The sequence below is a fragment of the Pseudomonas sp. MPC6 genome (assembly GCF_006094435.1).
Taxonomy (GTDB): Bacteria; Pseudomonadota; Gammaproteobacteria; order Pseudomonadales; family Pseudomonadaceae; genus Aquipseudomonas.
In genome coordinates, this window is sequence record NZ_CP034783.1 from 4,176,048 (window position 1) to 4,199,885 (window position 23,838).

Here is a 23,838-nt window from a genome sequence, read left to right on the forward strand (position 1 = left end):
TCGCGCCGGTGGTTGCAATCGGTTTGCACTTTCTCTGCCTCCCGCCACTCCAACCTATCAAGCAGCAATCGGGACGGTTCCGGCCGGAATATTGCATTCTTATGTCTGATTCATGACAACAGGCGATCAAGTGGCACATGAAAGTACGCGCAACCGTCATTTGCGAGCAGGACCGGCATATTCTGCTGGTGCGCAAGCTCAAGAGTCGCTGGACGCTGCCGGGCGGCAAGGTCGAGCGCGGTGAAACCATCGCGGGCGCGGCCATGCGCGAACTTCACGAAGAAACCGGGCTGGGGATCGACGGCCTGCTGTATCTGATGGAGCTGCAAACCGGCAGTACCCGACACCACGTCTACGAGGCCTCGGTGCTGAACCCGGGAGAGGCCCGGCCGCAAAACGAAATCTTCGATTGCATCTGGTATCCGCTGGACGCGATACACAACCTGGACACAAGCGACGCTACGCTCAGGATCGTCCAGGCGTTTCGGCGTCGCTTTTGATCGGCGGGCCGCATCAATCCCGGCACCGCCACTTATTGTAAACGCCCGCTATTGCGTCAGCGTCCTCCCTTCGAAGCTCGAACGCCGCTCCTCCATGAGCTCCTGTTAACCCGTTGAGTGCGCATCTTCCACACTTTGTGTCTTCTGGTGACACCGTGGGGTGCATTCAATTCGTTGCCCTCGCTCATTCCGAGCCACCTCAAAAAAATACTGCTTTAAAAAACAGTTCCTTGGGCGTCGCGGACGCCATCGGCGGATTGATTGGCGCAGCATTTGCTTAATTGTACGTCGTACAATTACCCCGATCTTCCGATCGGTCACTTCGAGCACGGCCGCGAAAGCAGCTGGGGGAATAATGATGCCCGACTCACCGTTAAAGCACCCTGATCACTCTTCGATAGCAGACCTGCCTCAAGTAACGTCCAACAACGGGTTGGCAACGTCTCTCAAAGAACGCCACGTCATGTTGATCGCCATCGGCGGCGTCATTGGTGCCGGGTTGTTTCTGGGTTCCGGCAAGGCGATTGCCCACGCAGGCCCTGCCTTGCTGATTGCCTATGGGATCTGTGGCTTCATGATTTACCTGGTGGCCCGGGCGCTGGGCGAGCTGTCGCTTTACCGTCCGAACAGCGGTTCGTTCGCGGCCTTTGCCGAAGAGTTCCTGGGGCCGCGCATAGGCTTCATCACCGGTTGGTCATACTGGCTGATCTGGATTCTGGTGGGCATCGTCGAAGTCACCGCCATCGGAATGCTGGTGAAATATTGGTTTCCACAAGTGCCACAGTGGATTCCCGCATTGATCACCACCAGCGTGTTGATGGCGAGCAACCTGTTCAATGTCAAAGCATTCGGCGAAATCGAGTTCTGGCTGGCACTGATCAAGGTGGTGACCATCGTCGGCCTGATTGCCGCCGGTGTGATCATTCTGATCTTCGGCCTCGACATCTCGGCAGCGTCGCAACCTTCAATTGCCAACCTGTGGCGCCACGGGGGCTTCCTGCCCCAAGGCTGGAGCGGCCTGCTGTACGCGATTCCCGTCGCGGCCTTCGGCTTTGCCGGTGTCGAGGTGATAGGTGTCGTCGCCGCTGAAACGGCCAATCCGCAACGCACCCTGCCCAGGGCCATCAACAGCATTATCTGGCGCATGTTCATTTTTTACATCGGATCGATGGCGATCGTCATGGCGCTTTATCCATGGAACCAGATCAGCACCGAGCAAAGTCCATTCGTCACGGTGTTCGAAAGCCTCGGCCTGGGCATCGCCGCCGGCTTGATCAATTTCGTGGTCATCACCGCCCTGGCGTCATCGTGCAACACCGGCCTCTTCGCCACCAGCCGCATGCTGTTTGCGTTGTCCCATACCGGACAGGCACCCCGGAGTTTGCAAAAGCTGAGTCGAAACCAGATACCTGCCCGCTGCCTCATGGTTTCAACCGCCCTGTTGCTGGTCGGCGTGCTGCTCAATTACATGATCCCGGACAGTATTTTCGGACTCTTGATCACAGGGGTGCTGGGACTGTTGATCTGGGTATGGATGGTGATCATCCTTTCCCACCTGGCCTATCGCCGAAAAGTAAATCGAGGCGAGTTGCCTGCCGTGGCCTATCGCATGCCATGGGCCGGTCCAAGTAGCGTGCTGGTGCTGGTCTTTCTTTCGGTGCTGGCCGTGCTGGTCGCCTGGGACCCGCAAACCCGTACCGCCTACTACGTGACCTTTGCCTGGTTTGTGCTGCTGTTGCTGGCGTATTCCAGGCTGAACCTGCAAAAAACGGCATCTGTCTGTTCTGTTACCCACTAGGCACACCCTCCCCGTTTAGTTGTCCAGAGAGTCCCATATGTCTGCGATCGAGGCCTGCAATCACGTATTGCAACCAGAGCTTGATGCCTGCATCGAGCGATTCATCCGTGCCAATCCTGGCAGTGCACGCCAGTTTGATCTGGCAGCTCGAGTCATGCCCGGCGGCAACACCCGTTCGGTGCTGTTTTACCCACCCTTCCCGCTGACAATGTCTGGCGGCCATGGTTGTTTCCTGACTGACCTGGATGGGCATTGCTATATCGACTTTGTCGCCGAATACACGGCGGCCCTTTATGGTCACTCCAACAGCGTCATTACCCAGGCGCTGTCACAAGCCATGGCGAACGGGATGAACCTGAGTGCGCATACTCTACTCGAAGCCAGACTGGCGACCCTGATCGTTGATCGATTCAGTTGCGTCGAGCAAGTGCGTTTCACCAACTCCGGCACCGAAGCCAACTTGCTCGCGCTTGCCGCCGCGACGGCCTTTACCGGGCGTACCGGCATCATTGCCTTTTCCGGCGGCTACCACGGCGGCGCCCTGAACTTTGTGGGTCCGTCCACGGCGATGAACGTCCCGCATCGTGTTTACCTGGCGGACTACAACGATCTGCAAAGTGTCGAACGCCTTCTGGATGAACATCGAGATGAGATTGCGGCGATCCTGGTGGAACCCATGCTCGGTGCCGGTGGCTGCCTCTGTGCAGCTCCGGGCTTTCTCGAAGGCTTGCGCGAGCTGGCCCTGACGCATGACGCGCTGCTGATCTTCGATGAAGTCATGACCTCGCGCCTCGCGCCCGGTGGCCTGCAGCAGAAACTGCGGGTCACACCGGACCTGATCACCTTGGGTAAGTACCTGGGCGGTGGCCTGCCCTGCGGCATGCTCGGGGGCAGGCACTCGATCATGATGCAGTTCGACCCGCGTCGTCAGGTTCTGTCCCATGCAGGGACCTTCAACAATAACGTGCTGACCCTGGCTGCGGGAATCGCCGGGCTGGAACAGTTGTACGTGGAGGAAACCGCATTGGCGCTCAATGCCAGGGGCGATGCCCTGCGCGCCACACTCAACGCGGTGCTGGCACAGGCCAAGGCGCCCTTGCAGTTCACGGGGCAAGGATCGGTGATGAACTTGCATCCGACAGCAAAAAATATTCGGCATCCGGCAGACATTCCCCAGGATCGAAATCACGTCCGCGACCTGTTCTTTTTCCATCTGATCGAGAACGGCATTTACATCGCCCGTCGCGGCTTGATCGCACTGAGCCTGCCGCTGGGCGAACGCGAATTCTCGGCACTGGTTGGCGCTGTCCAGAGCTTCATTGAGCGATACGGAGCGAGGTTGCCGGCTGATTGACAATCATGCCGCCGTGCGGGGGAAAAGCTGCCCGCACGGAAAACGATCACGCCTCAAAACCTGTGGGATTTCCTGTCCAAGACAGCGAATCCCTTAGTCGGTATTCTTTCGCCTTTGCCTAGCGCGGAACGAAATACCCATGACCAGCAAATCCGAAAACCCACGAGGCAGACGAAAAAAATCCGCCGGGGACGACCCGAAAAATGTATTGAACAAAGAGACCATCGTCACAGCGGCGCTGGATCTGATCGATAAAGACGGGCTTGAAAAATTCAGCCTGCGCCACCTGGCCACTGCGCTGGGCGCCTACCCCACCGCCATTTACTGGTATGTCGCTTCCCGCGAGTTGCTGTTGGCAGAGGTATTGAACAAAGTGTTGAGCCATTCGGCGCCTGTGCAACAGGCGCACTGGCAAGACTATTTGCGAGAAGCCATGGCCAACTGCCGCAATGCCGTGCGGCGACACCCGAACATTGCGCCACTGCTCGGCGCGCAGCTGTTCTCCAACACCAACAGTGATTTTCTCCTGGCCGAAGGCTCGCTGGCCGCACTGCAACAGGCGGGTTTCAGCGGACCATCGCTGGCCGGTGCCTACAACACCTTCATTGCAGCGCTCGCCGGCTTTACCACTCAAGAATTTGCACCGCTGCCGGAAAACACTGCGGCCTGGCAGGACCAGGTCCAGGAACGCCTTGGGCAAATCGATCCACAAGAGCACCCGAACCTGGCAGGAAACCTGGACCAACTGCGCAACCGCAGTTTCATGCTGCGCTGGCAAAACGGTGTGCACGTGTCGATGGATGAAAGCTTCGAGTTCTACACCGAGACCGTCATTGCCGGGCTCGAGACGATGGCAGTGCGATCGAGTGCGCGCCGTCTGTAGGTGAGGGTGATTCGCCGCGGCATGCGGCGCTTCACAATCCGCTCAAGGCAATTTTTTCCAACAGCGAAAATTTAATTGTACGTCGTACAATTTATAATTAAGATCCCTCACGCCTGAAGAAACTCATCAGCTGGTTGCCCCTATAAAAACAACAGCAGAGGTCCTTTATCGTGACAAATACGCTGCCTTCTTCCGATACCGTCATTCAGGGCCAGTTGTTGTGGCAGCCTTCACTGGAGCATATCCAACAGACTAATCTCACCCGTTACCTGAATTGGCTGGAGCGTGAGCGCGGTCTCAACTTTGCCGATTACCCCGCATTGTGGACGTGGTCGGTCAACGACCTGGATGCCTTCTGGCAATCGATCTGGGATCATTTTCAAGTGCAGTCTTCGGCGCGCCACAGCGCCGTGCTGGCCAGGCGCACGATGCCCGGCGCGCAGTGGTTTCCCGGCGCACGCCTGAACTTCGCCGAACACATATTGCGCAACGAACGAGGCGATACCGATGCGCTGCTCTACCAGAGCGAGTCCGATGGACTGCAAGCCATGTCCTGGAAAGACTTCGCCGATCAGGTACGCAGCCTCGCCACCTACCTGCGGGAACTGGGTGTGCAGCCCGGGGATCGTATCGTCGCCTACATGCCGAACATTCCCGAGACCATGATCGCACTATGCGCCAGCGCTGCCATCGGTGCTGTCTGGTCCAGTTGCTCACCGGACTTCGGCGCCAGCGGCGTACTGGATCGGGTGCGCCAGCTGAGTCCCAGGATTCTCATCGCCGTCGATGGCTACCGCTACGGCGGGCAGCCCCATGATTGTCGCGCGCAGGTGCGGCAGATTGCGCAGACGCTGGAGAGTATCGAGCAGGTCATCGTTCTGCCGGTGTTGTTTCCCCAGGCGCCCATCTGCATCCCGGAAGCCATCAGCTGGCACTCGCTGCGCCAGCGTCCGGCCGTGGCGGCGACTGAGTTTCACTTCGAACAACTGCCGTTCGAGCATCCGCTCTGGGTGCTGTTTTCTTCCGGCACCACTGGCCTGCCCAAAGCCATTGTCCAGAGCCACGGCGGCATTTTGCTGGAGCAATTGAAGGCCCTGCACCTGCACATGGATCTACGTCGGGGGGATACTGCGTTTTTCTTCACCACCACCGGCTGGATGATGTGGAACACGCTGGTCAGCACCTTGCTGTGTGGCGTACGGTCGGTGCTCTACGATGGCAACCCGACCTGGCCGCAAGCGGATGTACTGTGGCAAATGGTGCAGGACAGCGGTGCCAGTTTCTTTGGCACCAGCCCCACCTACATTGAATTGATGAAGCGCAAGGGAATCATCCCCTGCAAAGATTTCGACCTGTCGGCCCTGCGGACCGTCATGCCGGTCGGCTCGCCGCTTTCACCGGAGTGCAACGCCTGGTTCTATCGCAATCTGAAGCCGGACCTGTGGGTCACCACTGGCAGCGGCGGTACTGATATTTGCACCGGACTGGTCAGTGGCATTCCTACACTGGCAGTGCATGCCGGTGAAATCCAGGGGCGGGCCCTGGGTGTCGACGCCCATGCCTTTAATGAGCAGGGTGATCCTCTGACCGGTCAGGTTGGCGAGTTGGTGGTGACCGCGCCCATGCCGTCGATGCCGGTGTATTTCTGGAATGATCCCAACGGCGAACGTTATCTTGACAGCTACTTCCAGACCTACCCGGGTGTATGGCGCCACGGCGATTTCTTTTTACTCAATGCCCGCGGCAGCTGCCAGGTCCTGGGCCGCTCCGACGCTACGCTCAACCGTTTCGGCATTCGCATTGGCACAGCGGAAATCTATCGTGCGCTGGAGCGGATCGAAGCGGTTGAAGAGGCGCTGATCGTCAACCTGGATCTGCCCAAGGGGGGATTCTTCATGCCGTTGTTCGTCCAGTTGCGACCCGGGACCCACCTGGACGCCGTGCTTGAAGAACGCCTGCGCGACTGCCTGCGCCGCGAATGCACGCCCCGCCACGTCCCCGACTGCATCTACGCGGTGCCGCAGATCCCAATGACCCTGACTGGGAAGAAAATGGAAGTGCCGGTGCGCCGCATCCTGATGGGCCACCCCGTAGAAAAGGCTGCCAACAGGAATGCCATGCGTGATCCGCAAGCGCTGGACTTTTTCATCGAGTACGTAGGCCGCCAGACCGACTATCAGCTCTGACCCGCGCCTCTCTCGGGAGGGATCGCAGGGTTGTCGTCCATGCACAGTGCAGGAATATTTCAATCATGAGCCTGAAAGGAAAAGCCTTTATCGTCGGTGCCTATGAGCACCCCACGCGCCATGCCGTGGATCGTTCCCTGGCCCAACTGCACGCCGACGTCGCTCGTGGCGCCCTGGATGATGCAGGCCTGAGTATCGCCGATGTCGATGGATTCTTCTGCGCCGGTGATGTACCCGGCTGGACATCGCAAGGTGTGGGTCCCTTTTCCCTGGTCGAGTACCTTGGCATAAAACCCCAACATATCGAAACCACTGAAAGCTGGGGTTCTTCCTACATTCAGCATGTGGCCCAAGCCGCTCGCGCCATCGCCGAAGACCGCTGCAAGGTGGCGCTGATCACCCAGGCCGGACGTCCTCGGGCCGAGCGTCTGCGACCGGATGCCAGCCAACTCGGCCAAGCGCAGAGTGCCTGCGAGGCACCGTTTGAAACGCCCTATGGCGCAGCGGTCACCAATCTATACGCCATGTGTGCCATGCGACATCGCTACGAACATGGAACGACCGCCGAACAATTGGCCTGGATCAAGGTCGCAGCGTCACACCATGCCCGACACAACCCCAACGCCATGCTGCGCAAAGTCGTCAGCGTGGACGACGTGCTGAGCTCCCCCCTGGTTGCGGCCTCACTGCGACGGCTGGACTGCTGCGTCATCAGCGACGGTGGCGGTGCACTGGTCCTGGTACATCCCTCGGTAGCCCGTTCCCTGAAAAAACCGCTGATCACCCCGATCGGCTCCGGGTATTCGATCCAGCATTTGAATGGAGGCTACTTCGACCTGCTGGCTTCGGGTGGCGTCCAGTCGGGAGCCGATGCCTTGGCCCAGGCGGGGCTCAAACCCGGTGATATCCGCTATGCCTCACTCTATGACAGCTTCACCATCACGGTGCTCATTCAACTGGAAAACCTCGGTTTTTGCCCTCCGGGAAAAGGCGGTGCCTTCGTCGCCGACGGCAAACTGATCAGCGGCGAAGGCCCGCTGGCGGTGAACACCGATGGTGGAGGCCTGTGCAATAACCATCCGGGCAACCGAGGCGGTATGACCAAACTGATCGAGGCTGTGCGCCAACTGCGTGGCGAAGCACATCCAGCGGTTCAACTGCCCGACTGCACCCTCGCCATGGCCCACGGCACCGGGGGCCTGTTGGGCTCACGGCACGGCAGTGCCACAGTCATCCTGGAGAGAATCTGACATGCAGATCAATGCGCCTTGCATCAGCGTGGAAACGGCCCCTTTCTGGGACGCGGCCAATCATGACCAATTGCTGTTGCGTCGTTGCCTGGATACCGGCAAGCCCTACTGGTACCCCCGGGATCACAGTCCTTTTACCGGCTCCACACGCACCGACTGGATAGTCGCCAGTGGTGACGGCACCTTGTACAGCTTCAGTTACAGCCAGCGTGACGATCAGGTCCATTGCATCGCCTACGTCACGCTGGATGAAGGTCCGACAATGCTTTCAGTCGTAGCCTGCGATGACCCGCAAAAGCTACGCATCGGCCAACGCATGACAGTCGCTTTTGCGGCCAGTGCAAACGGGCAGAAAGTACCGATCTTCGTGCCCTTCGAACAGGGATGAAACTAGCCTAGATCACCGCCGCCGACCGGCAGGGTCATGCCGGTGATATAGGACGCTTCGTCGCTGGCCAGGAACAGGATAGCCGCGGCCTGTTCATCCAGGGTGCCGTAGCGTTTCATCAAGCTGCTGTCGAGGGTCTGGTCGACGATCTGCTGATACCACACTTTCTCCTCGGCACTTTGCTGCGCGGCGTTGCGCGGGATGGCCCGCGGCGGCGCTTCGGTACCACCGGGGGCGGTGGCGTTGACTCGAATGCCACGCCCGGCGGTTTCGAACGCCAGGCACGCGGTCAGCGCGTTCACCCCACCTTTCGCCGCACCGTAGGGCACGCGATTGACACTGCGGGTGGCGATGGACGACACGTTGACGATGGCGCCACTGCCCTGTTCAAGCATGAACGGCAGCGCGGCATGGCAGCACCACAGCGTCGGGAACAGCGAACGACGGACTTCGGCTTCGATCTGCTGCGGTTCGTAGTGTTCGAAAGGCTTGGTCCAGATCGTGCCGCCGACGTTGTTGACCAGCACGTCCAGGCGCCCGAAGCGCTCGACGGCGGCCTGCATCACCCGGCTGCATTCTTCGTATTGCTCAAGATCGGCCGTCAGGGCCAGCACCTGGCTGCCCGGCGCCAATGCCGCCTGCACTTCGAACACCAGCTCGGAGCGATCCACCAGGATCAACTGCGCGCCCTCGGCTGCCATGCGCTCGGCCACCCGGCGCCCGATACCTTGGGCGGCACCGGTAATCAACGCGACTTTTTCGTGAAATCTGTTCATGTGTACCTCACGCGGCGCTGGCGGCAAATTTTTCGTAGTAGAAGTTCGCCGGGGCGATGCCTTGTTCGCGAATGAACTGGCTGACCGCTTCGACCATCGGCGGCGGGCCGCACAGGTAGACATCGACGTCGCCGTCGTTCAAATGTTTGGGCTCGATGTGCTGGGTCACGTAGCCCTTGAGCGGGTGCCGGCTGTCGGGGCTGGCCACGCAGGCGCTGAAGCTGAAGTTGGGGATGCGGGCCGCGAAGGCTTCCAGGCGATCCATTTCCACCAGGTCGAAATCGTTGGTCACGCCATAGATCAGATGCAGCGGATGCTCACTGCCCTGCTCGGCGATTTTCTCCAGCATCGCGGTGAACGGCGCCAGGCCGGTACCGCCAGCCAGCAGCAACAACGGACGGCGGATCTCGCGCAGGTAAAAACTGCCCAGCGGCCCGGCCAGGCTTATGCTGTCGCCCGCCTTTGCCATGCCAGTGAGGAAGCTGCTCATCAGGCCGCCAGGCACGTTGCGGATCAGGAAGCTGACTTCGCCATCGCGCTGCAACGAGCTGAACGAGTAGGCGCGGGTCTGTTCGCTGCCGGGAATCCCCAGGTTCACGTACTGCCCCGGCAGGAACGCCAGTTTGCTCAAGGCTTCACCCTTGATCGACAGCGCAATGGTGCTGTCGGACAGCTGGCGCACGGCGCTGATGGTCGCGTCATAGCTGGCCTGGCGGGTGCGGCAGACATCCGAGGAGGTCGGCACGCGGACCACGCAATCGCTCAGGGCGCGCATCTGGCAGGTCAGGACAAAACCCTGCTCGGCCTCATCGCTGCTGAGGGCGTCTTCGATGTATTCCTCGCCCAAGTCATAACGACCGGCTTCGGCGAAACATTTGCAAGTGCCGCAGGCGCCGTCGCGGCAGTCCAGCGGAATGTTGATGCCCTGGCGGTACGCGGCATCGGCCACGGTTTCACCGGCATTGGCGTCGATAAAGCGGGTGACACCGTCTTCGAAGTTGAACGCAATGGAATGGGTCATGACGGCAGCCTCACAAATGGTAAACATCGATGACCTGGCGAACGTAGTCGTTCTTCAGGATCACTTTCTTGGCCTTGATCAGCGGGTTCTCACCGCGCACATCCAGGGTGTAGAAGCTGCTGCCGAAATAGCTGTCGACGGTCTTGTAGCGAAAGCTCAGGGTGTGCCAGTTGAAGCGCACCTTGCACAATCCGTCGGCCTGTTCGAGCAGCTCGATGTTGCTGATGTTGTGGGACGTGCGGGTGTCCGGCATGGTGGCGCTGGAGCGCTCGGTCTTGATCCGGAACACGCGGTCTTCCAGGCCGGTGCGGTTGCCGTACCAGATCAGCGAGATTTCCCGCTGCGGGTCTTCGGTCAACTCGTCGTTGTCGTCCCAGGACGGCATCCAGTAGGTGGCGTCCACTGCATACAATTCCAGCCATTCATCCCATTGCCGGTCATCGAGGTAGCGGGCTTCGCGATAGAGGAAGTCGCGCACGGCTTCATAGGTGATAGTCATTGCACGGCCTCCACTGCAATCAGGTCGGACTGCTCTGCGGCCAAGGCCTTGAGCATGGTCTGCTGCCAATATTTGTGCTGCAGCACGAACAGGCCTTCGTCTTCGGTGCGCACGCCGCTGAGCAGCGGATGCAGGTCGATTTCCTTCGCGGCCTCATCGGCGCCTTCGACCCAGTGCTCGGCACCACGGGACATGTCGTTCCAGGCCGTCGCGCTGCCCTCGTAACTGGTCTGGCAGGAGCGGAACTCTTCCAGGTCGTCCGGGGTGGCCATGCCGCTGACGTTGAAGAAATCCTCGTACTGGCGGATCCGGCTCGAACGGGCGTGATCGCTTTCACCTTTGGGGGCGATGCAGTAAATGGTGATTTCCGTGCGGTTGACCGAAATCGGCCGGGCGATACGGATCTGCGAGCTGAACTGGTCCATCAGGTACACGTTCGGGTACAGGCACAGGTTGCGCGAGTTCTCGATCATCCAGTCGGCGCGAGCCTTGCCGAAGTCCTGGGCCAGTTCGTCGCGACGCTCGTACAGCGGACGGTCCTCAGGGTTGGCCCAGCGGGTCCAGAGCAGCATGTGGCCCTTGTCGAAGGAGTAGAAACCACCGCCCTGCTTGGCCCAGCTGCCGGCGCTCATGGTCGGATTGTCATCGCCGGCCTCGCGCTGCTTGCGCTGGTTCTGGGTCGCGGCGTAGTTCCAGTGCACGGAGCTGACGTGATAGCCGTCGGCGCCGTTTTCGGCGGTGAGTTTCCAGTTGCCTTCGTAGATGTAGCTGGAGGAACCGCGCAGCACTTCCAGGCCATCGGCGGACTGGTCGACGATCATGTCGATGATCTTCGCCGACTCGCCCAGGTGCTCGACCAGCGGCAACACATCAGCGTTGAGGCTGCCGAACAGGAAGCCGCGATAGGATTCGAAACGCGCGACCTTGGTCAGGTCGTGGGAGCCTTCGCAGTTGAAGCTGGCCGGGTAGCCCGCTTCGGCCGGATCCTTGACCTTGAGCAGCTTGCCGGAGTTGTTGAAGGTCCAGCCGTGGAACGGACAGGTGTAGGAGCTCTTGTTGCCGGACTTGTGCCGGCACAGCGTCGCGCCGCGATGGCTGCAGGCGTTGAGGAATGCGTTGAGCACACCGTCCTTGTTGCGCGCGATGAAGATCGACTGGCGCCCCATGGTGGTGGTGTAGAAATCGTTTTTGTTGGGAATCTGGCTTTCGTGGGCGAGATACAGCCAGTTGCCTTCGAAGATGTGTTTCATCTCGAGGTCAAACAGCCGCGGGTCGGTGAACATCTCGCGTTTGCAGCGATAGATGCCCTGCTCTGGATCGTCTTCAAGCAGGGAATGCAGGTATTCGGGTCGCAGGGTCATGGCCACCGCCTCCATTGTTATTGTCAGGCAGGACCATGCTAGGACGGGGGGATGGTTCGGACTATCCGCTGGGTGCAGACCTGTATCCGTTTAGTGCAGCCCCAAGGGACTAGATACTGCCGTTGAATCGGCGGTGCATGCGGACCGCAGGAGCCGGCTTGCTGGCGAAGGCGTCTGCATGGGCGATGCAAGGCTTGAGGCCGCCTTCGCTGGCAAGCCAGCTCCTACAGCTGATCTGTGTCGAGATGATAGAAGGTCAGTGCCGGCGCTTGAGGGTGTCCGAAGGCAATTCGCCGAATTGCTTGCGGTAGTTGTCCGAAAACCGTCCCAGGTGCAGGAAGCCGTAATCCATGGCCACCTCCGTGACATTGCGCACGTTACAGGTCGGGTCGCTCAGGCAGGCCTTGATGCGTTCGAGGCGCTTTTGCCGGATGTAGTTTTTCGGCGTGGTACCGGCGTTGCGTTCGAACAAGCCATACAGCGAACGCAGGCTCATCCGCGCCTGGCGGGCCAACTCTTCGCTATCGATGTCCTGCTTGAGGTGACGATCGATGTAGTCGGCAATCACCTCGAACGTGGCCGTCTGCGAGCCAAGACTGATCCGGCTGACGTTGGTCTTCATCAGGCTGAGCATCTTGCTGACGATGATCTGCGCGTAGTGCTCCTGCACTTTGGGAATTTGCTCGGTGGCCTCGGCTTCCTGGCAAATCATCGCCAGCAAACCGACAAAACCTTCAAGTTCGTCGAGCTGATAGCGGTTCTCCAGGAACCGCACGCCCTGCCCCGGGTACCGCCAACGCTGTTCGTCGCACACCGACTCGAACAATGTCGTGGGCACCTTGAGGATGAATTTCTCGCAATCGTCGGAGTAAGTCAGGTCCACCGGATCGTCGGGGTTGATCAACAGCAATTCGCCAGGGGCAAAGTAGTGTTCCTGGCCATGGCCGCGCCACAGGCAGTTGCCTTGCAGCAATACCTGCAGGTGATAGATGCTTTCCAGGGCGCCGGAGGTGACCCGTACGCTACCGCCATAGCTGATGCGGCAGAGGTCGAGGCTGGCAAATTTGCGGTGATTGAGGCTGGCCAGCGGTCGCCCGGCCCGGGGCATCAGGATGCAATGGTTACCGACGTGCTGATTGACGTAGCCCGACACCGCGTAAGGATCGGCATGGTCGAATACGGTGCTGCGCTGACTCAACAATTGCGCTTGCATCATCGGGTCACTCTCGTTGTTGTTATAGGGTGCTGCGGGTCTTGCGGGGCAGAGCTCGTCACAAGCAAAGCCACGAGATAAACGGTCGGTTATCTCGTGGCCCGGTCCCGCTACCTAAGGATATCAGTCCTCGAGTGCGCGAACCCGCTCGTGACGCTGCTGTTCATCGGGTTGTGCGGAGGTCTGCAAAGTGAAATCGAAGTCGATTTCGGCAAAACGACCGGTCACGCCATGGGCCGCTGCCCGCTCTTGATCGTCGCTGAAGGTGATTTTGGCGATCAGCTCGTCACGGGTGGCATAGGCAAAATCGTCATGCAGGTATTGATCGCCATCCAGGTTGATCTGGGTGGTCAGGTGGCGATGGTCCGGCGCGGAAATGAAGAAGTGCACATGCGCCGGGCGCTGGCCATGACGGCCCAGTTGATCGAGCAGCTGCTGGGTCGGACCGTCCGGCGGGCAACCGTAGCCCGACGGCACGATGCTGCGGAAACGATAGCGACCTTCGGCATCGGTGACGATGCGCCGACGCAGGTTGAACTCCGACTGCGTGGTATCGAAGTAAGAGTAGGTGCCGCCGGTGTTGGCGTGCCAGACATCCACCACCGCACCGGCCAAGGGTTCGCCGGCGGTGTTCTTGACCTGGCCCTGCATGAACAGCACCACACCCGGATCGACGCCGTCATCCAGGCGTGCTTCGCCTTCCGACAGCGGTGCACCCGCCACGTACAGCGGCCCTTCGATGGTGCGCGGAGTGCCGCCAGCCTTGCCGGCCTGCTCGTCTTCGGCGTCCATCAGCAGGTCGAGATAATGCTCGAGACCGATCCCGGCCACCAGCAATCCTGCCTCCTGGCGCGCACCCAGCACGTTGAGGTAGTTGACGGCTTTCCAGAACTCTTCCGGGGTTACGGCCAGGTCTTCGATGATATTCACCGAGTCACGCAGGATGCGGTAGACCAGGGCCTTGGTGCGCGGGTTGCCTGCATCGTTGAGCAGGCCGCTGGCCTCTTCGAGAAACTTTTGTACTTCGGCAGTGTGGGAAATCTTGACGTTCATTTTGGTGGGTTCCTCATCTTGTAATTATAAGCGTAGCGAACTGAACAGGCTGGGTTCAGCGGTCATCTTCGCGAATCGACGAAGGATGCCGGCACATCGCGGTGACTTCGATCGCCATGTACGGGTACAGCGGCAATTGCATCAGCAGATCGTGCAGTTCCTGAACGCTGTCGACATCGAACACGCTGTAATTGGCATACAGCCCGGCGATGCGCCACAGGTGCCGCCACTTGCCCTGCTCTTGCAGGCGCTGGGCCAGGGCTTTTTCGTCAGCCTTGAGCCTGGCGGCGATTTCGGGATTCATGTCGACCGGCAGGTTCACGGTCATCTTTACGTGGAACAGCATGATGCACTCCTCAGGCGTGATGAAGGACAGTGGATGATTTGTCGCGACGGAAAAACGCCAGGCGCTCTTCATCCAGGCTCAGGCCCAGGCCCGGTGTTTTCGGCACATGCAGTTCGAAGTCGCGATAGACCAGCGGCTCGCCGAGAATGTCCTCGGTCAGCAGCAATGGGCCGAACAGCTCGGTGTCCCAGGCCAGTTTGTTCAGGGTGACAAAGGCATGGGCCGAGGCCATGGTGCCGACGCCACCTTCGAGCATGGTGCCACCATACAGGCCGATGCCGGCCGCTTCGGCGATGGCTGCGGTGCGCAACACGGCGCGAGGGCCGCCATTCTTGGCGATCTTCAGGGCGAACACCGATGCCGCACCTTCTCGCGCCAGGTTGAAGGCATCCTCCACGCACTCGATCGACTCATCGGCCATGATCGGCGCCGGGCTCATGGCATTCAGGCGCGCCATGCCGGCGCGGTTGTTGCGCGAAATCGGTTGTTCGATCAGGTCGATGCCGTTGGTGCCCAGGACCCGGCAGGCACGCAATGCCACCGCTTCATCCCAGGCCTGGTTGACATCGACCCGCACGCTGGCGCGATCACCCAGGGCTTTCTTGATGGCGATGACGTGGGCCAGGTCGCGGTTGACTTCACCGGCGCCGATTTTCAGCTTGAAGATCCGGTGGCGGCGCAGGTCGAGCATTTGTTCCGCTTCGGCGATGTCCTTGGCGGTGTCGCCACTGGCCAGGGTCCAGGCCACTGGCAGGGAATCGCGCACGCGGCCGCCGAGCAATTCGCTGACTGGCAGGCCAAGGCGCTTGCCCTGGGCATCGAGCAAAGCGGTTTCGACGCCGGACTTGGCGAAGGTGTTGCCACGGATGCTGCGCTCCAGGCGCAACATCGCGGCGTTCACGTTGCTGGCGTCCTGGCCCAGCAATAGCGGCGCGAAGTGTCGATCGATATTGGTCTTGATGCTTTCAGGGCTTTCGTTGCCGTAAGCCAGGCCACCGATGGTGGTGGATTCGCCGATGCCTTCGATGCCGTCGGCGCAGCGCACACGAATGATCACCAAAGTCTGGTTCTGCATGGTGTGCATCGCCAGCTTGTGCGGGCGGATGGTTGGCAGATCGACGATGATCGTCTCGATCGATTCAATGGCTGTTGCAAGCATGTCGATACCCGTCAGGTTCTTGAAGTTCTGATCCGGATTCTCGTACGGCTTTTTCCGGGCGGCCAATATAGAATTAGTCTGGCTTGATACCTTAAAGGTATTCAACCACTGCCCAACGGGAGGCTCCATGGAACTGCGTCACCTGCGTTACTTTCAGGTATTGGCCAAAACCCTCAATTTCACCCGTGCCGCCGAGCTGCTGCACATCGCCCAACCGCCGCTGAGTCGACAGATCCAGCAACTGGAAGACGAACTGGGGGTCATGCTGCTGGAACGCGGGCGGCCGTTGAAACTGACCGACGCCGGGCGGTTTTTCCATGAGCATTCCAGCGCCCTGCTCGAACAGTTGGCCAAGGTGTGCGACAACACGCGGCGCATCGGTCTGGGCGAAAAGACCTGGCTGGGCATCGGCTTTGCGCCATCGACCCTCTACGGCGTCCTGCCCGAGCTGATTCGTCGCTTGCGCAGCGGCGAACCCCTGGAACTGGAGCTCGGGCTCTCGGAAATGACCACCCTGCAACAGGTGCAGGCGCTCAAGGCCGGGCGCATCGATATCGGCTTCGGGCGGATCCGTATCGACGACCCGGCCATCATCCAGACCGTGTTGACCGAAGACCGGCTGGTCGCCGCCCTGCCCGCCGGCCACCCGTTGCTGGCCGGGCCGATCAGCCTGCGCGAACTGGCGAAGGAACCCTTTGTGCTGTACCCCGGCAATCCGCGGCCGAGCTATGCCGACCATGTGATCGCCTTGTTCGAATCCTATGGCGTGAGCATCCATGTGGCGCAATGGACCAATGAACTGCAAACCGCCATCGGCTTGGTGGGCGCCGGCATCGGGGTCACGCTGGTGCCGGCCTCGGTGCAATTGCTGCACCGCGACGACATTGGCTTCACCCCGCTGCTGGAAGACAACGCCACCTCGCCGATCATCCTCAGCCGGCGTGTCGGCGACGTCTCGCCGGGGTTGAATCATTGCTTGCGGATGATCGACGAGCTGTTGCCATCGGCATGAAACCGCGATGCGACAAGCGCATTCGCCCTACGGGGGGATTCCAGCAGTGTCGAAATGGATTGGTCGGCTGTCAGGTCGCCATCGCCCCCTGTAGGAGCTGGCTTGCCAGCGAAGGACGTCAACGATAACGCGTGTCTTCCTGAATCAACGCGGTGTCTTTGAGTGCTTCGCTGGCAAGCCAGCTCCTACATTAGAAGCGCGCAGCGAGCTTCAATGGGGGTTGCCGCTCCAGAGCCAGTTCCAGATGCCCGGCAGCTTGACCGCCTGTGAACTGTCGCGAACGGTACGGGCCATGGCGGCGCGTTGCAGCGCTGCCGTATCGTCGTAAAACGGCTTCTGCGCCAACTTCACCCCGGTGGCGCTGGCGCTGTCGAGGAGGATTTGCAGGTACTCCCGGGTGTGCCGGGCGGTGTAGCGATTGAGATCGTGGAACGTCACCACCACCGGAATCACGCCGTCCACGGTCGGCAGCTCGCCCCGGGCGATGCGCTCACGGACTTCGGAGAGTTGCCGCAGCATGTTGGCCCGTCGCCGGGGGCTGGCATTGAAACCCCAGATCTTGCCGTCATTGGCGCTCAGGTCGGTGAGCAGCAGATGCAGGCCCTGTTGCCGATAAGCCGTGAAGGTGCGCTTGTCGTAGCTCCAGAATGGCGGACGCAGCAGGGTCGGCGGCGCTCCGGCGATCGCGGCAATATCGGCGCTGCCGTTGCTGAGCGACTGCTGCAGTGCCGGCCCGTCCAGCGAGCGATGATTGCTGTGCCCGGGCGTGGCGGTGTGCAAGCCCAGAATGTGGCCTTCGGCCTGTTCGCGCTGCATGATTTCGCGCCCCAACTCGCTGCCGCCGGCCCGTGAGGCGCGGGTCTGCACGAAGAACACCGCCTTGATGTCCGCTTGCAGCGGATTGCGCGCCAGGCTGTCGAGCACGGTCACGGTCGGATTCCACCAACTGGATGCGCTGGGACCGTCGTCGAAGGTCAGCAGGAAACGGATTGGCGGTTGCGCGCGCAGACGTTGCTCGGTCTGCGGCGTCATCTCGATGGGAGAAGCGATGCACCCCAGCAGACCGACTGCGATGGCGAACGCCGATAAAACCTTGACCAGCTGTTTCATGATTTGCCTTGGGCCAGACGGTTGCGCCCACACGTCTGTGCGGGCGCAGGTTGGAACAAGGTACACAGAGTTTGGTTCCGGCGCTGCGATAGATCCTGATGTTCAACTGGAAATACGTGTAGGCCTGTGGAGGCATTCAATGTAGGAGCTAGCTTGCTAGCGAAGGTCGACAACGATAACGCGTGGTTCCTGGCTAAACGCGGCGCTCCAGAGTCCATCGCGAGCAAGCTTGCTCCTACAACCACGGCATCCCGCTCAATAGCGGGGGTGTTGTTGCATGTGCAGATTGATCAGGGCTTCAGCGGGAATTCCTGGTCGCGATCTGAAAGCTCTTTGCCGTCGTCAGGATGCTTCCAGGTAGGCGACGAACGCTTTTGCCGCTCGAGCTCTTCTTCCGTCGGTTCATCCATGTCTTCATCATCCGGATCCGGACGCTTTTGGTCAGTTGCCATGCTCACCTCTCTTCCTGAAGGGGTCGGTTATCAACGTTAAGCGTAGAACAGTTTCGAGTCCCCGGCTCACAGCCACCCGCGCAGCAAAAAGAAAAAGCCCATGCTCAACAACATGCTGAGCAGGGTATTTCGCGTGTAAAGCACCAGCCCCACCGCCACCAGCGAACTGATCAGGTAGGGATTGTCCCACTGCAGGTTCAACTGTTTGTCCGGCATGAACACGATCGGCCCGCAGATCGCAGTCAACATGCCCGGCACCGCAAAACCGAGGAACTGCCGGGCATTGCTGCTCAGGCGCAGCGGCAACCGGGGTTCGAGAAACACGTAGCGGTTGAGGAACACCAGGATCCCCATGCCGACAATCACCGCCCAGACCATCATGTGCGCCCCCCATAAAGTTTGTTGCAGACAAAGCCGGCCGTCATGCCCGCCAACCCCGCCAGCACCAGCGCCGAACCCCATTGCCAATGGCTGAACAGCACCGAGCAGAACAGCGAAACCGCCACGCACACCACGGTCGGCACATTGCGCACCACCGGCGTGATCAGGGCGATAAAGGTCGCCGCGATGGAGAAGTCCAGCCCCAGATGCTCCAGGCCTGGAATGCTGCTGCCCAGCACGATGCCGGCCAGGGTGAAGAGGTTCCAGGCGATGTAGAACGTCAGGCCGACGCCCAGGGCGTACCAACGGTTGAACTGCTGTTTGTCATGCGCACTGGTCAGGGCGAACAGTTCGTCAGTGAGCAAAAAGCCCAGCCCCGCCCGCCAGCGACCCGGCAGCGGCGAAATCACCGACCGCAGACTCATCCCGTACAGCAGATGCTGGGAAGTCAGGAGCACAGTGGTCAGCAGAATCGAAAAGATCCCGGCACCGCCCTTGAGCATACCGATGGCCACCAGTTGTGCCGCACCGGCAAACACGATGCTCGACAAGCCCTGGCCTTGCAGGGGCGTGAGATTGGCTTCGATGGCCATGGAGCCGGCCAGCAGCCCCCAGGGCGCGGTCGCCAGGGACAACGGCAGGATCGCCACGGCGCCGCGCAGAAAGGCGCTGCGCGGCATGAGTGAGTTGGACATAACGCTCTGCAACCAGGGAAAGACTGCAGACTGTGCCAGCACCCGCGCCTGATGGCTTGCACAATCTTGCGCACTTGCACGCAACCGGCGCCGATTGTTCGCCTGCGTCACCCGCCCGAGTACCATGGCGCCATTGGGATAACATTCCTGGGTGTCGACATGCTGTACCGAATCGCCGCCGACGGGCTGGTGCTGTTTCACTTGCTGTTCATTCTGTTCGTATTGTTCGGCGGCCTGCTGGTGCTCAAATGGCGCCCTCTGATCTGGTGGCACCTGCCCGCGGCCGTGTGGGGGGTGTCGGTGGAGGTCTTCCACTGGCCCTGCCCGCTGACCGACTGGGAAAACCTGATGCGCCACGGGGCCGGGCAAACCGGTTACGGTGGTGGCTTCATCGAACATTACCTGTTGCCGGTCATTTACCCGGCCGGCCTGACGCCGACGATTCAGCTGGGGCTGGGCGGTGTGGTGCTGGTGATCAATGTGCTGGTCTATGTCTGGCTGATCAGACTCTGGAAGTCGCGTCGGGGGTGATGACACTCAGTTGGCAATCACGCTCATGTTCCGGCCACTGGCCTTGGCGACATAGAGCGCCTTGTCCGCAGCGCTGACCAGATCATTGGGCTGATCCTGAGAGGCCGGGTTGTAGGCGCAGACCCCCAGGCTGACGGTGACCGTGCCCTCTACCCCTTCGCTGTGGGCGATGCCGGCCTGCTGCACCGCGCGACGGATTTTTTCCGCCAGCAGAAACGCGCCCACATAGTCGGTGCCCGGCAGCACCACCGTGAACTCTTCACCGCCATACCGCGCTGCCAGGTCACCGGGACACTTGATGTGCTCACTGATGATCCTGCTGATGCTGCGCAAACACTCATCGCCGGCCACGTGGCCGTAAAGGTCGTTAAAGCGCTTGAAGTGATCGACATCGATGATCAGCAGTGCGAGGTGGGTCTGGCTGCGTCTGGCCCGGCCCATTTCGGCAAGAATGAACAGATCGAACTGACGCCGGTTGGACAACCCGGTCAGTGCATCCTCCAGCGCCAGCAATTCCAGGCTGCGGTTGACCTCGATCAGCTTTTCCTGGGCATCGAGCAACACGCTCTGGACCTGATTCTGCTGCTTCATCAGGCGAATCAGGCGAAAACCGAACACCAGCAGAAACCCGAGGAATAACGCAACGATGCCCGCACTCAGCAGCACCTGCTGACGCCAGCCGGTCAACACGTCCTCTTTATCCAGCGCAGCAAAGATGATCAGCGGATAACCGTCGACCCTGCGAAATCCGACCACCCGCTCGGTGCCATCCACATAGGAGGTGACCGTAGCGGTGCCTGAATCGCCTTTGGGCAGCAACTGCGTGAACAGCGGCCCCTTGGCGACGCTGGTGCCGACTTCAGCCTCCTTGAACGGCCGGCGAACGACAATGCTGGCGTCGTTGGCGATCAGGTTGATCACGCCGTTATTGCCCATGTCGATACTGTCGTAGAGCGTCAAGAAATGACTGAGGTAGAGGGTTGCCAGCGCCACGCCGGCGAAGCTGCCATCGGGATGATTGAACCGACGCGACACCGTCATGATCCATTCACGGGTGGAACGACTCTTGATGGACGGGCCGATGTGCGGTCCACGATCGGCATGATCGCGATGGTAGATGAAATACTCGCGGTCGGCATTGTTCGCGCCGGTCATGACGGCGCCGTTGGAATTGGCAATCCAGCGCCCTTCCTCGTCATACACGAACAAGCCATGAATCTGGCTCAGCTCACTGCGCTGGGCCGGCAGCAGACGCTCCAGCCTTGGCACCTGGCCTTGGGCGATGCCGTCGTTTTCAAGGCGGTCGACCAGCGTAAACAACAGGGTATCGGCCTGCTTGATCGACGCCTGTGCTTGCGAGGCCAGGGTCTGCGCAAGGTTGGACATCGCCACTTCCTTGTCATGCAGATGGTACTGGCGCGAATTCCAGGCTTCCCAGATCACGATGGCGGTCATGGACAGGCACACCGCGAGCAGCAAAAACACCACCGACCGAACCTTGAGGCGGGTCACTGACTGCTCGGCGACCAGCGCCACGCCGTGGCGCGATTGTTCGATTCGATCTTTAACGGACAGCTGCCCCATGACGCTCCCTGAATCCTGATGAACCGGCGACCCATCCCGGTCGCCGCGGTTTAGCCGATTGCTCCGTTCACTATGATACGGATTTCGCCCATGCCCTGGTTACTTCGATGCCTGCTTCACCGTCTCGATCCAGGCCGGATTCAACCGGGTCTGTTCGGTGTCGATGCCCAGTGCTTCCATCCGCGCCTTGTGTTGATCCATCTCACGCGTCAACTGGCCGTGATCGCTGGAATTACCGTCCAGCTCATGCATCTGGCTCAGCCCCAGATGATAGAAGCGCAAGAGCTTCATCGCGCTCGGGTCCCCCTGCTCCACGGCTGCCGTGACCTGGTGCATGACGTTGGTGATGCTCATCAGGCTGCGCTTGAGCTGCCAGCCGTAGACGGCCGGCGCCATCCATTCCTGGGTCCAGAAGGTGCTGCGCATCAACGCGACCATCAGCAGCACCGCCACAAACACACCCCCGACATTGAAGCGCAAATTGTCCCCGCCGGGCTCGCCGAACAGCGCCACCGCCGCGGTGGACAACAGCATCGCCAGCGCCAGGAAAATCAGGGCGATGATCACCGTGCTGCGGCGCGTCTGCTGCCGATAGGTGGCGGCGTTCTTCGGCTGGATTTCGAACATTGCGTCGGGTTTCCTTCGGACATGGGCAAAAAGTCTGCGGGGCATTATCGCCTCTGTGAGGGATTTAGCTATGCTGGGGTTTCTTATCATCTTTTTATCGTCAAACGGGAACATGGCGATCCAGCGCAGTTCGTGCCATCTTCTTTTATGGATACATACTATTCGGATGCCATTGGCCCCTGTCAGGGCGAATGACATCCTTTTAAGGATCATTGAATGACCCAACGACATGTAATCAACGCCTCGGTCAGCCCCAAAGGCAGCCTGGAAACCCTCTCTCAACGTGAAGTACAGCAACTGAGCGAAGCCGGATCCGGCAGCACCTACACCCTCTTCCGCCAGTGCGCCCTGGCCATCCTCAATACCGGCGCCCATGTTGATAACGCCAAGACCATCCTCGAAGCCTACAAGGACTTCGAAATCCGCATTCACCAGCAGGACCGTGGCGTTCGCCTCGAGTTGCTGAACGCGCCTGCCAACGCCTTCGTCGACGGCGAAATGATCGCCAGCACCCGGGAAATGCTGTTCAGCGCCCTGCGCGACATCGTCTACACCGAAAACGAACTCGACGCCCAGCGCATCGACTTGAGCACCTCCCAGGGCATCAGCGACTACGTCTTCCACCTGCTGCGCAACGCCCGCACCCTGCGCCCCGGCATCGAGCCGAAGATCGTGGTGTGCTGGGGCGGCCACTCGATCAACACCGAAGAATACAAATACACCAAGGAAGTCGGCCACGAACTGGGCCTGCGCAGCCTGGACATCTGCACCGGTTGCGGCCCCGGCGTGATGAAAGGCCCGATGAAAGGCGCGACCATCGCCCACGCCAAGCAACGCATCCATGGCGGACGTTACCTCGGCCTGACCGAACCCGGCATCATCGCCGCGGAAGCGCCGAACCCGATCGTCAACGAACTGGTGATCCTGCCGGACATCGAAAAGCGCCTGGAAGCCTTCGTCCGTGTCGGCCACGGCATCATCATCTTCCCCGGCGGCGCCGGCACCGCCGAAGAGTTCCTGTACCTGCTGGGCATCCTGATGCACCCGGACAACGCGGGCGTGCCCTTCCCGGTCATCCTCACCGGGCCGAAACACGCGGCGCCGTACCTGGAACAGCTTGATGCGTTCGTCGGGGCCACGCTGGGTGAAGGCGCCAAGCAACATTACGAGATCATCATCGACGACCCGGCCGAAGTGGCGCGCCAGATGACCCAGGGCCTCAAGGCGGTGAAACAGTTCCGCCGCGAACGCAACGACGCCTTCCATTTCAACTGGCTGCTGAAGATCGACGAAGGCTTTCAGCGGCCGTTCGATCCGACCCACGAAAACATGGCCAACCTGCAACTGAGCCGCGACCTGCCCGCCCACGAACTGGCCGCGAACCTGCGCCGGGCGTTCTCCGGCATCGTCGCCGGCAACGTCAAGGACAAGGGCATCCGCCTGATCGAAGAACACGGGCCGTACCAGATCCGGGGCGACGCAGCGGTCATGCAACCGCTCGATCAACTGCTCAAGGCGTTTGTCGCCCAGCACCGGATGAAATTGCCGGGTGGCGCGGCGTATGTTCCGTGTTATCAAGTGGTTGCGTGATATTGCTCAAGTAAATACTTGTGGCGAGATTTTTTTCCTCGCCACAAGTACCTCCTTGGAATGCGCAAC

Annotated in this window: 24 protein-coding genes; 10 read left to right on the forward strand and 14 right to left on the reverse strand. The window is 60.4% G+C overall.

Going from position 1 to position 23,838, the window contains the following annotated elements; genetic code table 11:
* Positions 1-137 precede the first annotated feature (137 nt).
* From ELQ88_RS21250 to ELQ88_RS21280, 7 genes are all read left to right on the forward strand, one after another.
* Positions 138-500: an NUDIX hydrolase gene (locus ELQ88_RS21250; RefSeq protein ID WP_138967556.1), complete on the forward strand. Its 363-nt coding sequence runs from the start codon at positions 138-140 to the stop codon at positions 498-500.
* 463 nt (positions 501-963) lie between these two features.
* On the forward strand, positions 964-2,298 hold the full coding sequence (locus ELQ88_RS21255) for an amino acid permease (RefSeq protein ID WP_138967558.1): 1,335 nt from the start codon (positions 964-966) through the stop codon (positions 2,296-2,298).
* Between the two features lie 37 nt (positions 2,299-2,335).
* Entirely contained in the window at positions 2,336-3,652 is a 1,317-nt protein-coding gene (locus ELQ88_RS21260) for an aminotransferase class III-fold pyridoxal phosphate-dependent enzyme (RefSeq protein ID WP_138967560.1), read from the forward strand.
* A 139-nt stretch (positions 3,653-3,791) separates the two neighbouring features.
* The gene (locus ELQ88_RS21265; RefSeq protein ID WP_138967562.1) at positions 3,792-4,535 is read left to right on the forward strand and encodes a TetR/AcrR family transcriptional regulator C-terminal domain-containing protein; all 744 of its coding nucleotides are present in this window, start codon (positions 3,792-3,794) and stop codon (positions 4,533-4,535) included.
* Positions 4,536-4,705: 170 nt separating this feature from the next.
* Positions 4,706-6,721, forward strand: a complete 2,016-nt coding sequence (locus tag ELQ88_RS21270; RefSeq protein WP_228761545.1) for an acetoacetate--CoA ligase — start codon at positions 4,706-4,708, stop codon at positions 6,719-6,721.
* A 65-nt stretch (positions 6,722-6,786) separates the two neighbouring features.
* On the forward strand, positions 6,787-7,971 hold the full coding sequence (locus tag ELQ88_RS21275; protein WP_138967564.1) for a thiolase domain-containing protein: 1,185 nt from the start codon (positions 6,787-6,789) through the stop codon (positions 7,969-7,971).
* A gap of 1 nt (position 7,972) precedes the next feature.
* The gene (locus ELQ88_RS21280; protein WP_138967566.1) at positions 7,973-8,359 is read left to right on the forward strand and encodes an OB-fold domain-containing protein; all 387 of its coding nucleotides are present in this window, start codon (positions 7,973-7,975) and stop codon (positions 8,357-8,359) included.
* Positions 8,360-8,361: 2 nt separating this feature from the next.
* Here the strand turns inward: ELQ88_RS21280 and ELQ88_RS21285 are convergent, their stop codons facing one another.
* The 8 genes from ELQ88_RS21285 to ELQ88_RS21320 all read right to left on the reverse strand — a co-directional run bounded on the left by ELQ88_RS21285 (position 8,362) and on the right by ELQ88_RS21320 (position 15,787).
* Positions 8,362-9,135 (reverse strand): 1,6-dihydroxycyclohexa-2,4-diene-1-carboxylate dehydrogenase, encoded by a 774-nt coding sequence (locus tag ELQ88_RS21285; RefSeq protein WP_138967568.1) that lies wholly within the window; start codon positions 9,133-9,135, stop codon positions 8,362-8,364.
* A 7-nt stretch (positions 9,136-9,142) separates the two neighbouring features.
* Complete coding sequence (gene benC, locus ELQ88_RS21290; protein WP_138967570.1) at positions 9,143-10,156, reverse strand: benzoate 1,2-dioxygenase electron transfer component BenC; 1,014 nt, start codon at positions 10,154-10,156, stop codon at positions 9,143-9,145.
* 10 nt (positions 10,157-10,166) lie between these two features.
* Positions 10,167-10,655, reverse strand: coding sequence for a benzoate 1,2-dioxygenase small subunit (gene benB, locus ELQ88_RS21295; RefSeq protein WP_138967572.1), 489 nt, complete (start codon positions 10,653-10,655; stop codon positions 10,167-10,169).
* Positions 10,652-12,016, reverse strand: coding sequence for a benzoate 1,2-dioxygenase large subunit (gene benA, locus ELQ88_RS21300; protein ID WP_064677166.1), 1,365 nt, complete (start codon positions 12,014-12,016; stop codon positions 10,652-10,654). The genes benB and benA overlap by 4 nt, the downstream gene beginning before the upstream one ends.
* A 256-nt stretch (positions 12,017-12,272) precedes the next feature.
* Complete coding sequence (locus ELQ88_RS21305; protein ID WP_128872104.1) at positions 12,273-13,232, reverse strand: AraC family transcriptional regulator; 960 nt, start codon at positions 13,230-13,232, stop codon at positions 12,273-12,275.
* 120 nt (positions 13,233-13,352) lie between these two features.
* Positions 13,353-14,282 carry a catechol 1,2-dioxygenase gene (gene catA, locus ELQ88_RS21310; RefSeq protein WP_128872105.1) on the reverse strand — a complete coding sequence of 310 codons (930 nt, stop codon included), beginning with the start codon at positions 14,280-14,282 and terminating at the stop codon, positions 13,353-13,355.
* Between the two features lie 55 nt (positions 14,283-14,337).
* Entirely contained in the window at positions 14,338-14,628 is a 291-nt protein-coding gene (gene catC, locus ELQ88_RS21315; protein ID WP_128872106.1) for a muconolactone Delta-isomerase, read from the reverse strand.
* Positions 14,629-14,638: 10 nt separating this feature from the next.
* Positions 14,639-15,787 (reverse strand): muconate cycloisomerase family protein, encoded by a 1,149-nt coding sequence (locus ELQ88_RS21320; RefSeq protein WP_178084768.1) that lies wholly within the window; start codon positions 15,785-15,787, stop codon positions 14,639-14,641.
* A 127-nt stretch (positions 15,788-15,914) separates the two neighbouring features.
* Here ELQ88_RS21320 and ELQ88_RS21325 point away from each other — a divergent pair, with 127 nt between their 5' ends.
* The gene (locus tag ELQ88_RS21325; RefSeq protein WP_128872107.1) at positions 15,915-16,799 is read left to right on the forward strand and encodes a LysR family transcriptional regulator; all 885 of its coding nucleotides are present in this window, start codon (positions 15,915-15,917) and stop codon (positions 16,797-16,799) included.
* A 210-nt stretch (positions 16,800-17,009) separates the two neighbouring features.
* Here ELQ88_RS21325 and ELQ88_RS21330 read toward each other — a convergent pair whose 3' ends face one another.
* The 4 genes from ELQ88_RS21330 to ELQ88_RS21340 form a co-directional block, all read right to left on the reverse strand.
* A complete protein-coding gene (locus tag ELQ88_RS21330) occupies positions 17,010-17,909 on the reverse strand; it encodes a polysaccharide deacetylase family protein (protein WP_128872108.1) in 900 nt (299 codons plus the stop codon).
* A 290-nt stretch (positions 17,910-18,199) separates the two neighbouring features.
* Complete coding sequence (locus ELQ88_RS34375) at positions 18,200-18,361, reverse strand: hypothetical protein (RefSeq protein ID WP_178084708.1); 162 nt, start codon at positions 18,359-18,361, stop codon at positions 18,200-18,202.
* 66 nt (positions 18,362-18,427) lie between these two features.
* Positions 18,428-18,739 (reverse strand): AzlD domain-containing protein, encoded by a 312-nt coding sequence (locus tag ELQ88_RS21335; protein ID WP_167355130.1) that lies wholly within the window; start codon positions 18,737-18,739, stop codon positions 18,428-18,430.
* On the reverse strand, positions 18,739-19,437 hold the full coding sequence (locus tag ELQ88_RS21340; RefSeq protein WP_138967574.1) for an AzlC family ABC transporter permease: 699 nt from the start codon (positions 19,435-19,437) through the stop codon (positions 18,739-18,741). Before ELQ88_RS21340 ends, ELQ88_RS21335 begins: the two co-directional genes overlap by 1 nt.
* Before the next feature lie 159 nt (positions 19,438-19,596).
* Here ELQ88_RS21340 and ELQ88_RS21345 point away from each other — a divergent pair, with 159 nt between their 5' ends.
* A complete protein-coding gene (locus tag ELQ88_RS21345; RefSeq protein WP_138969557.1) occupies positions 19,597-19,968 on the forward strand; it encodes a DUF2784 domain-containing protein in 372 nt (123 codons plus the stop codon).
* A gap of 6 nt (positions 19,969-19,974) precedes the next feature.
* Here ELQ88_RS21345 and ELQ88_RS21350 read toward each other — a convergent pair whose 3' ends face one another.
* Both ELQ88_RS21350 and ELQ88_RS21355 read right to left on the reverse strand, forming a co-directional pair.
* Positions 19,975-21,552, reverse strand: coding sequence for a sensor domain-containing diguanylate cyclase (locus ELQ88_RS21350; protein WP_138967575.1), 1,578 nt, complete (start codon positions 21,550-21,552; stop codon positions 19,975-19,977).
* Positions 21,553-21,651: 99 nt separating this feature from the next.
* The gene (locus ELQ88_RS21355; RefSeq protein ID WP_138967577.1) at positions 21,652-22,179 is read right to left on the reverse strand and encodes a DUF3087 domain-containing protein; all 528 of its coding nucleotides are present in this window, start codon (positions 22,177-22,179) and stop codon (positions 21,652-21,654) included.
* A gap of 216 nt (positions 22,180-22,395) precedes the next feature.
* Between ELQ88_RS21355 and ppnN the strand changes: the two genes are divergently transcribed.
* Positions 22,396-23,769 (forward strand): nucleotide 5'-monophosphate nucleosidase PpnN, encoded by a 1,374-nt coding sequence (gene ppnN, locus ELQ88_RS21360; protein WP_138967578.1) that lies wholly within the window; start codon positions 22,396-22,398, stop codon positions 23,767-23,769.
* The last annotated feature ends 69 nt before the right edge of the window (positions 23,770-23,838 follow it).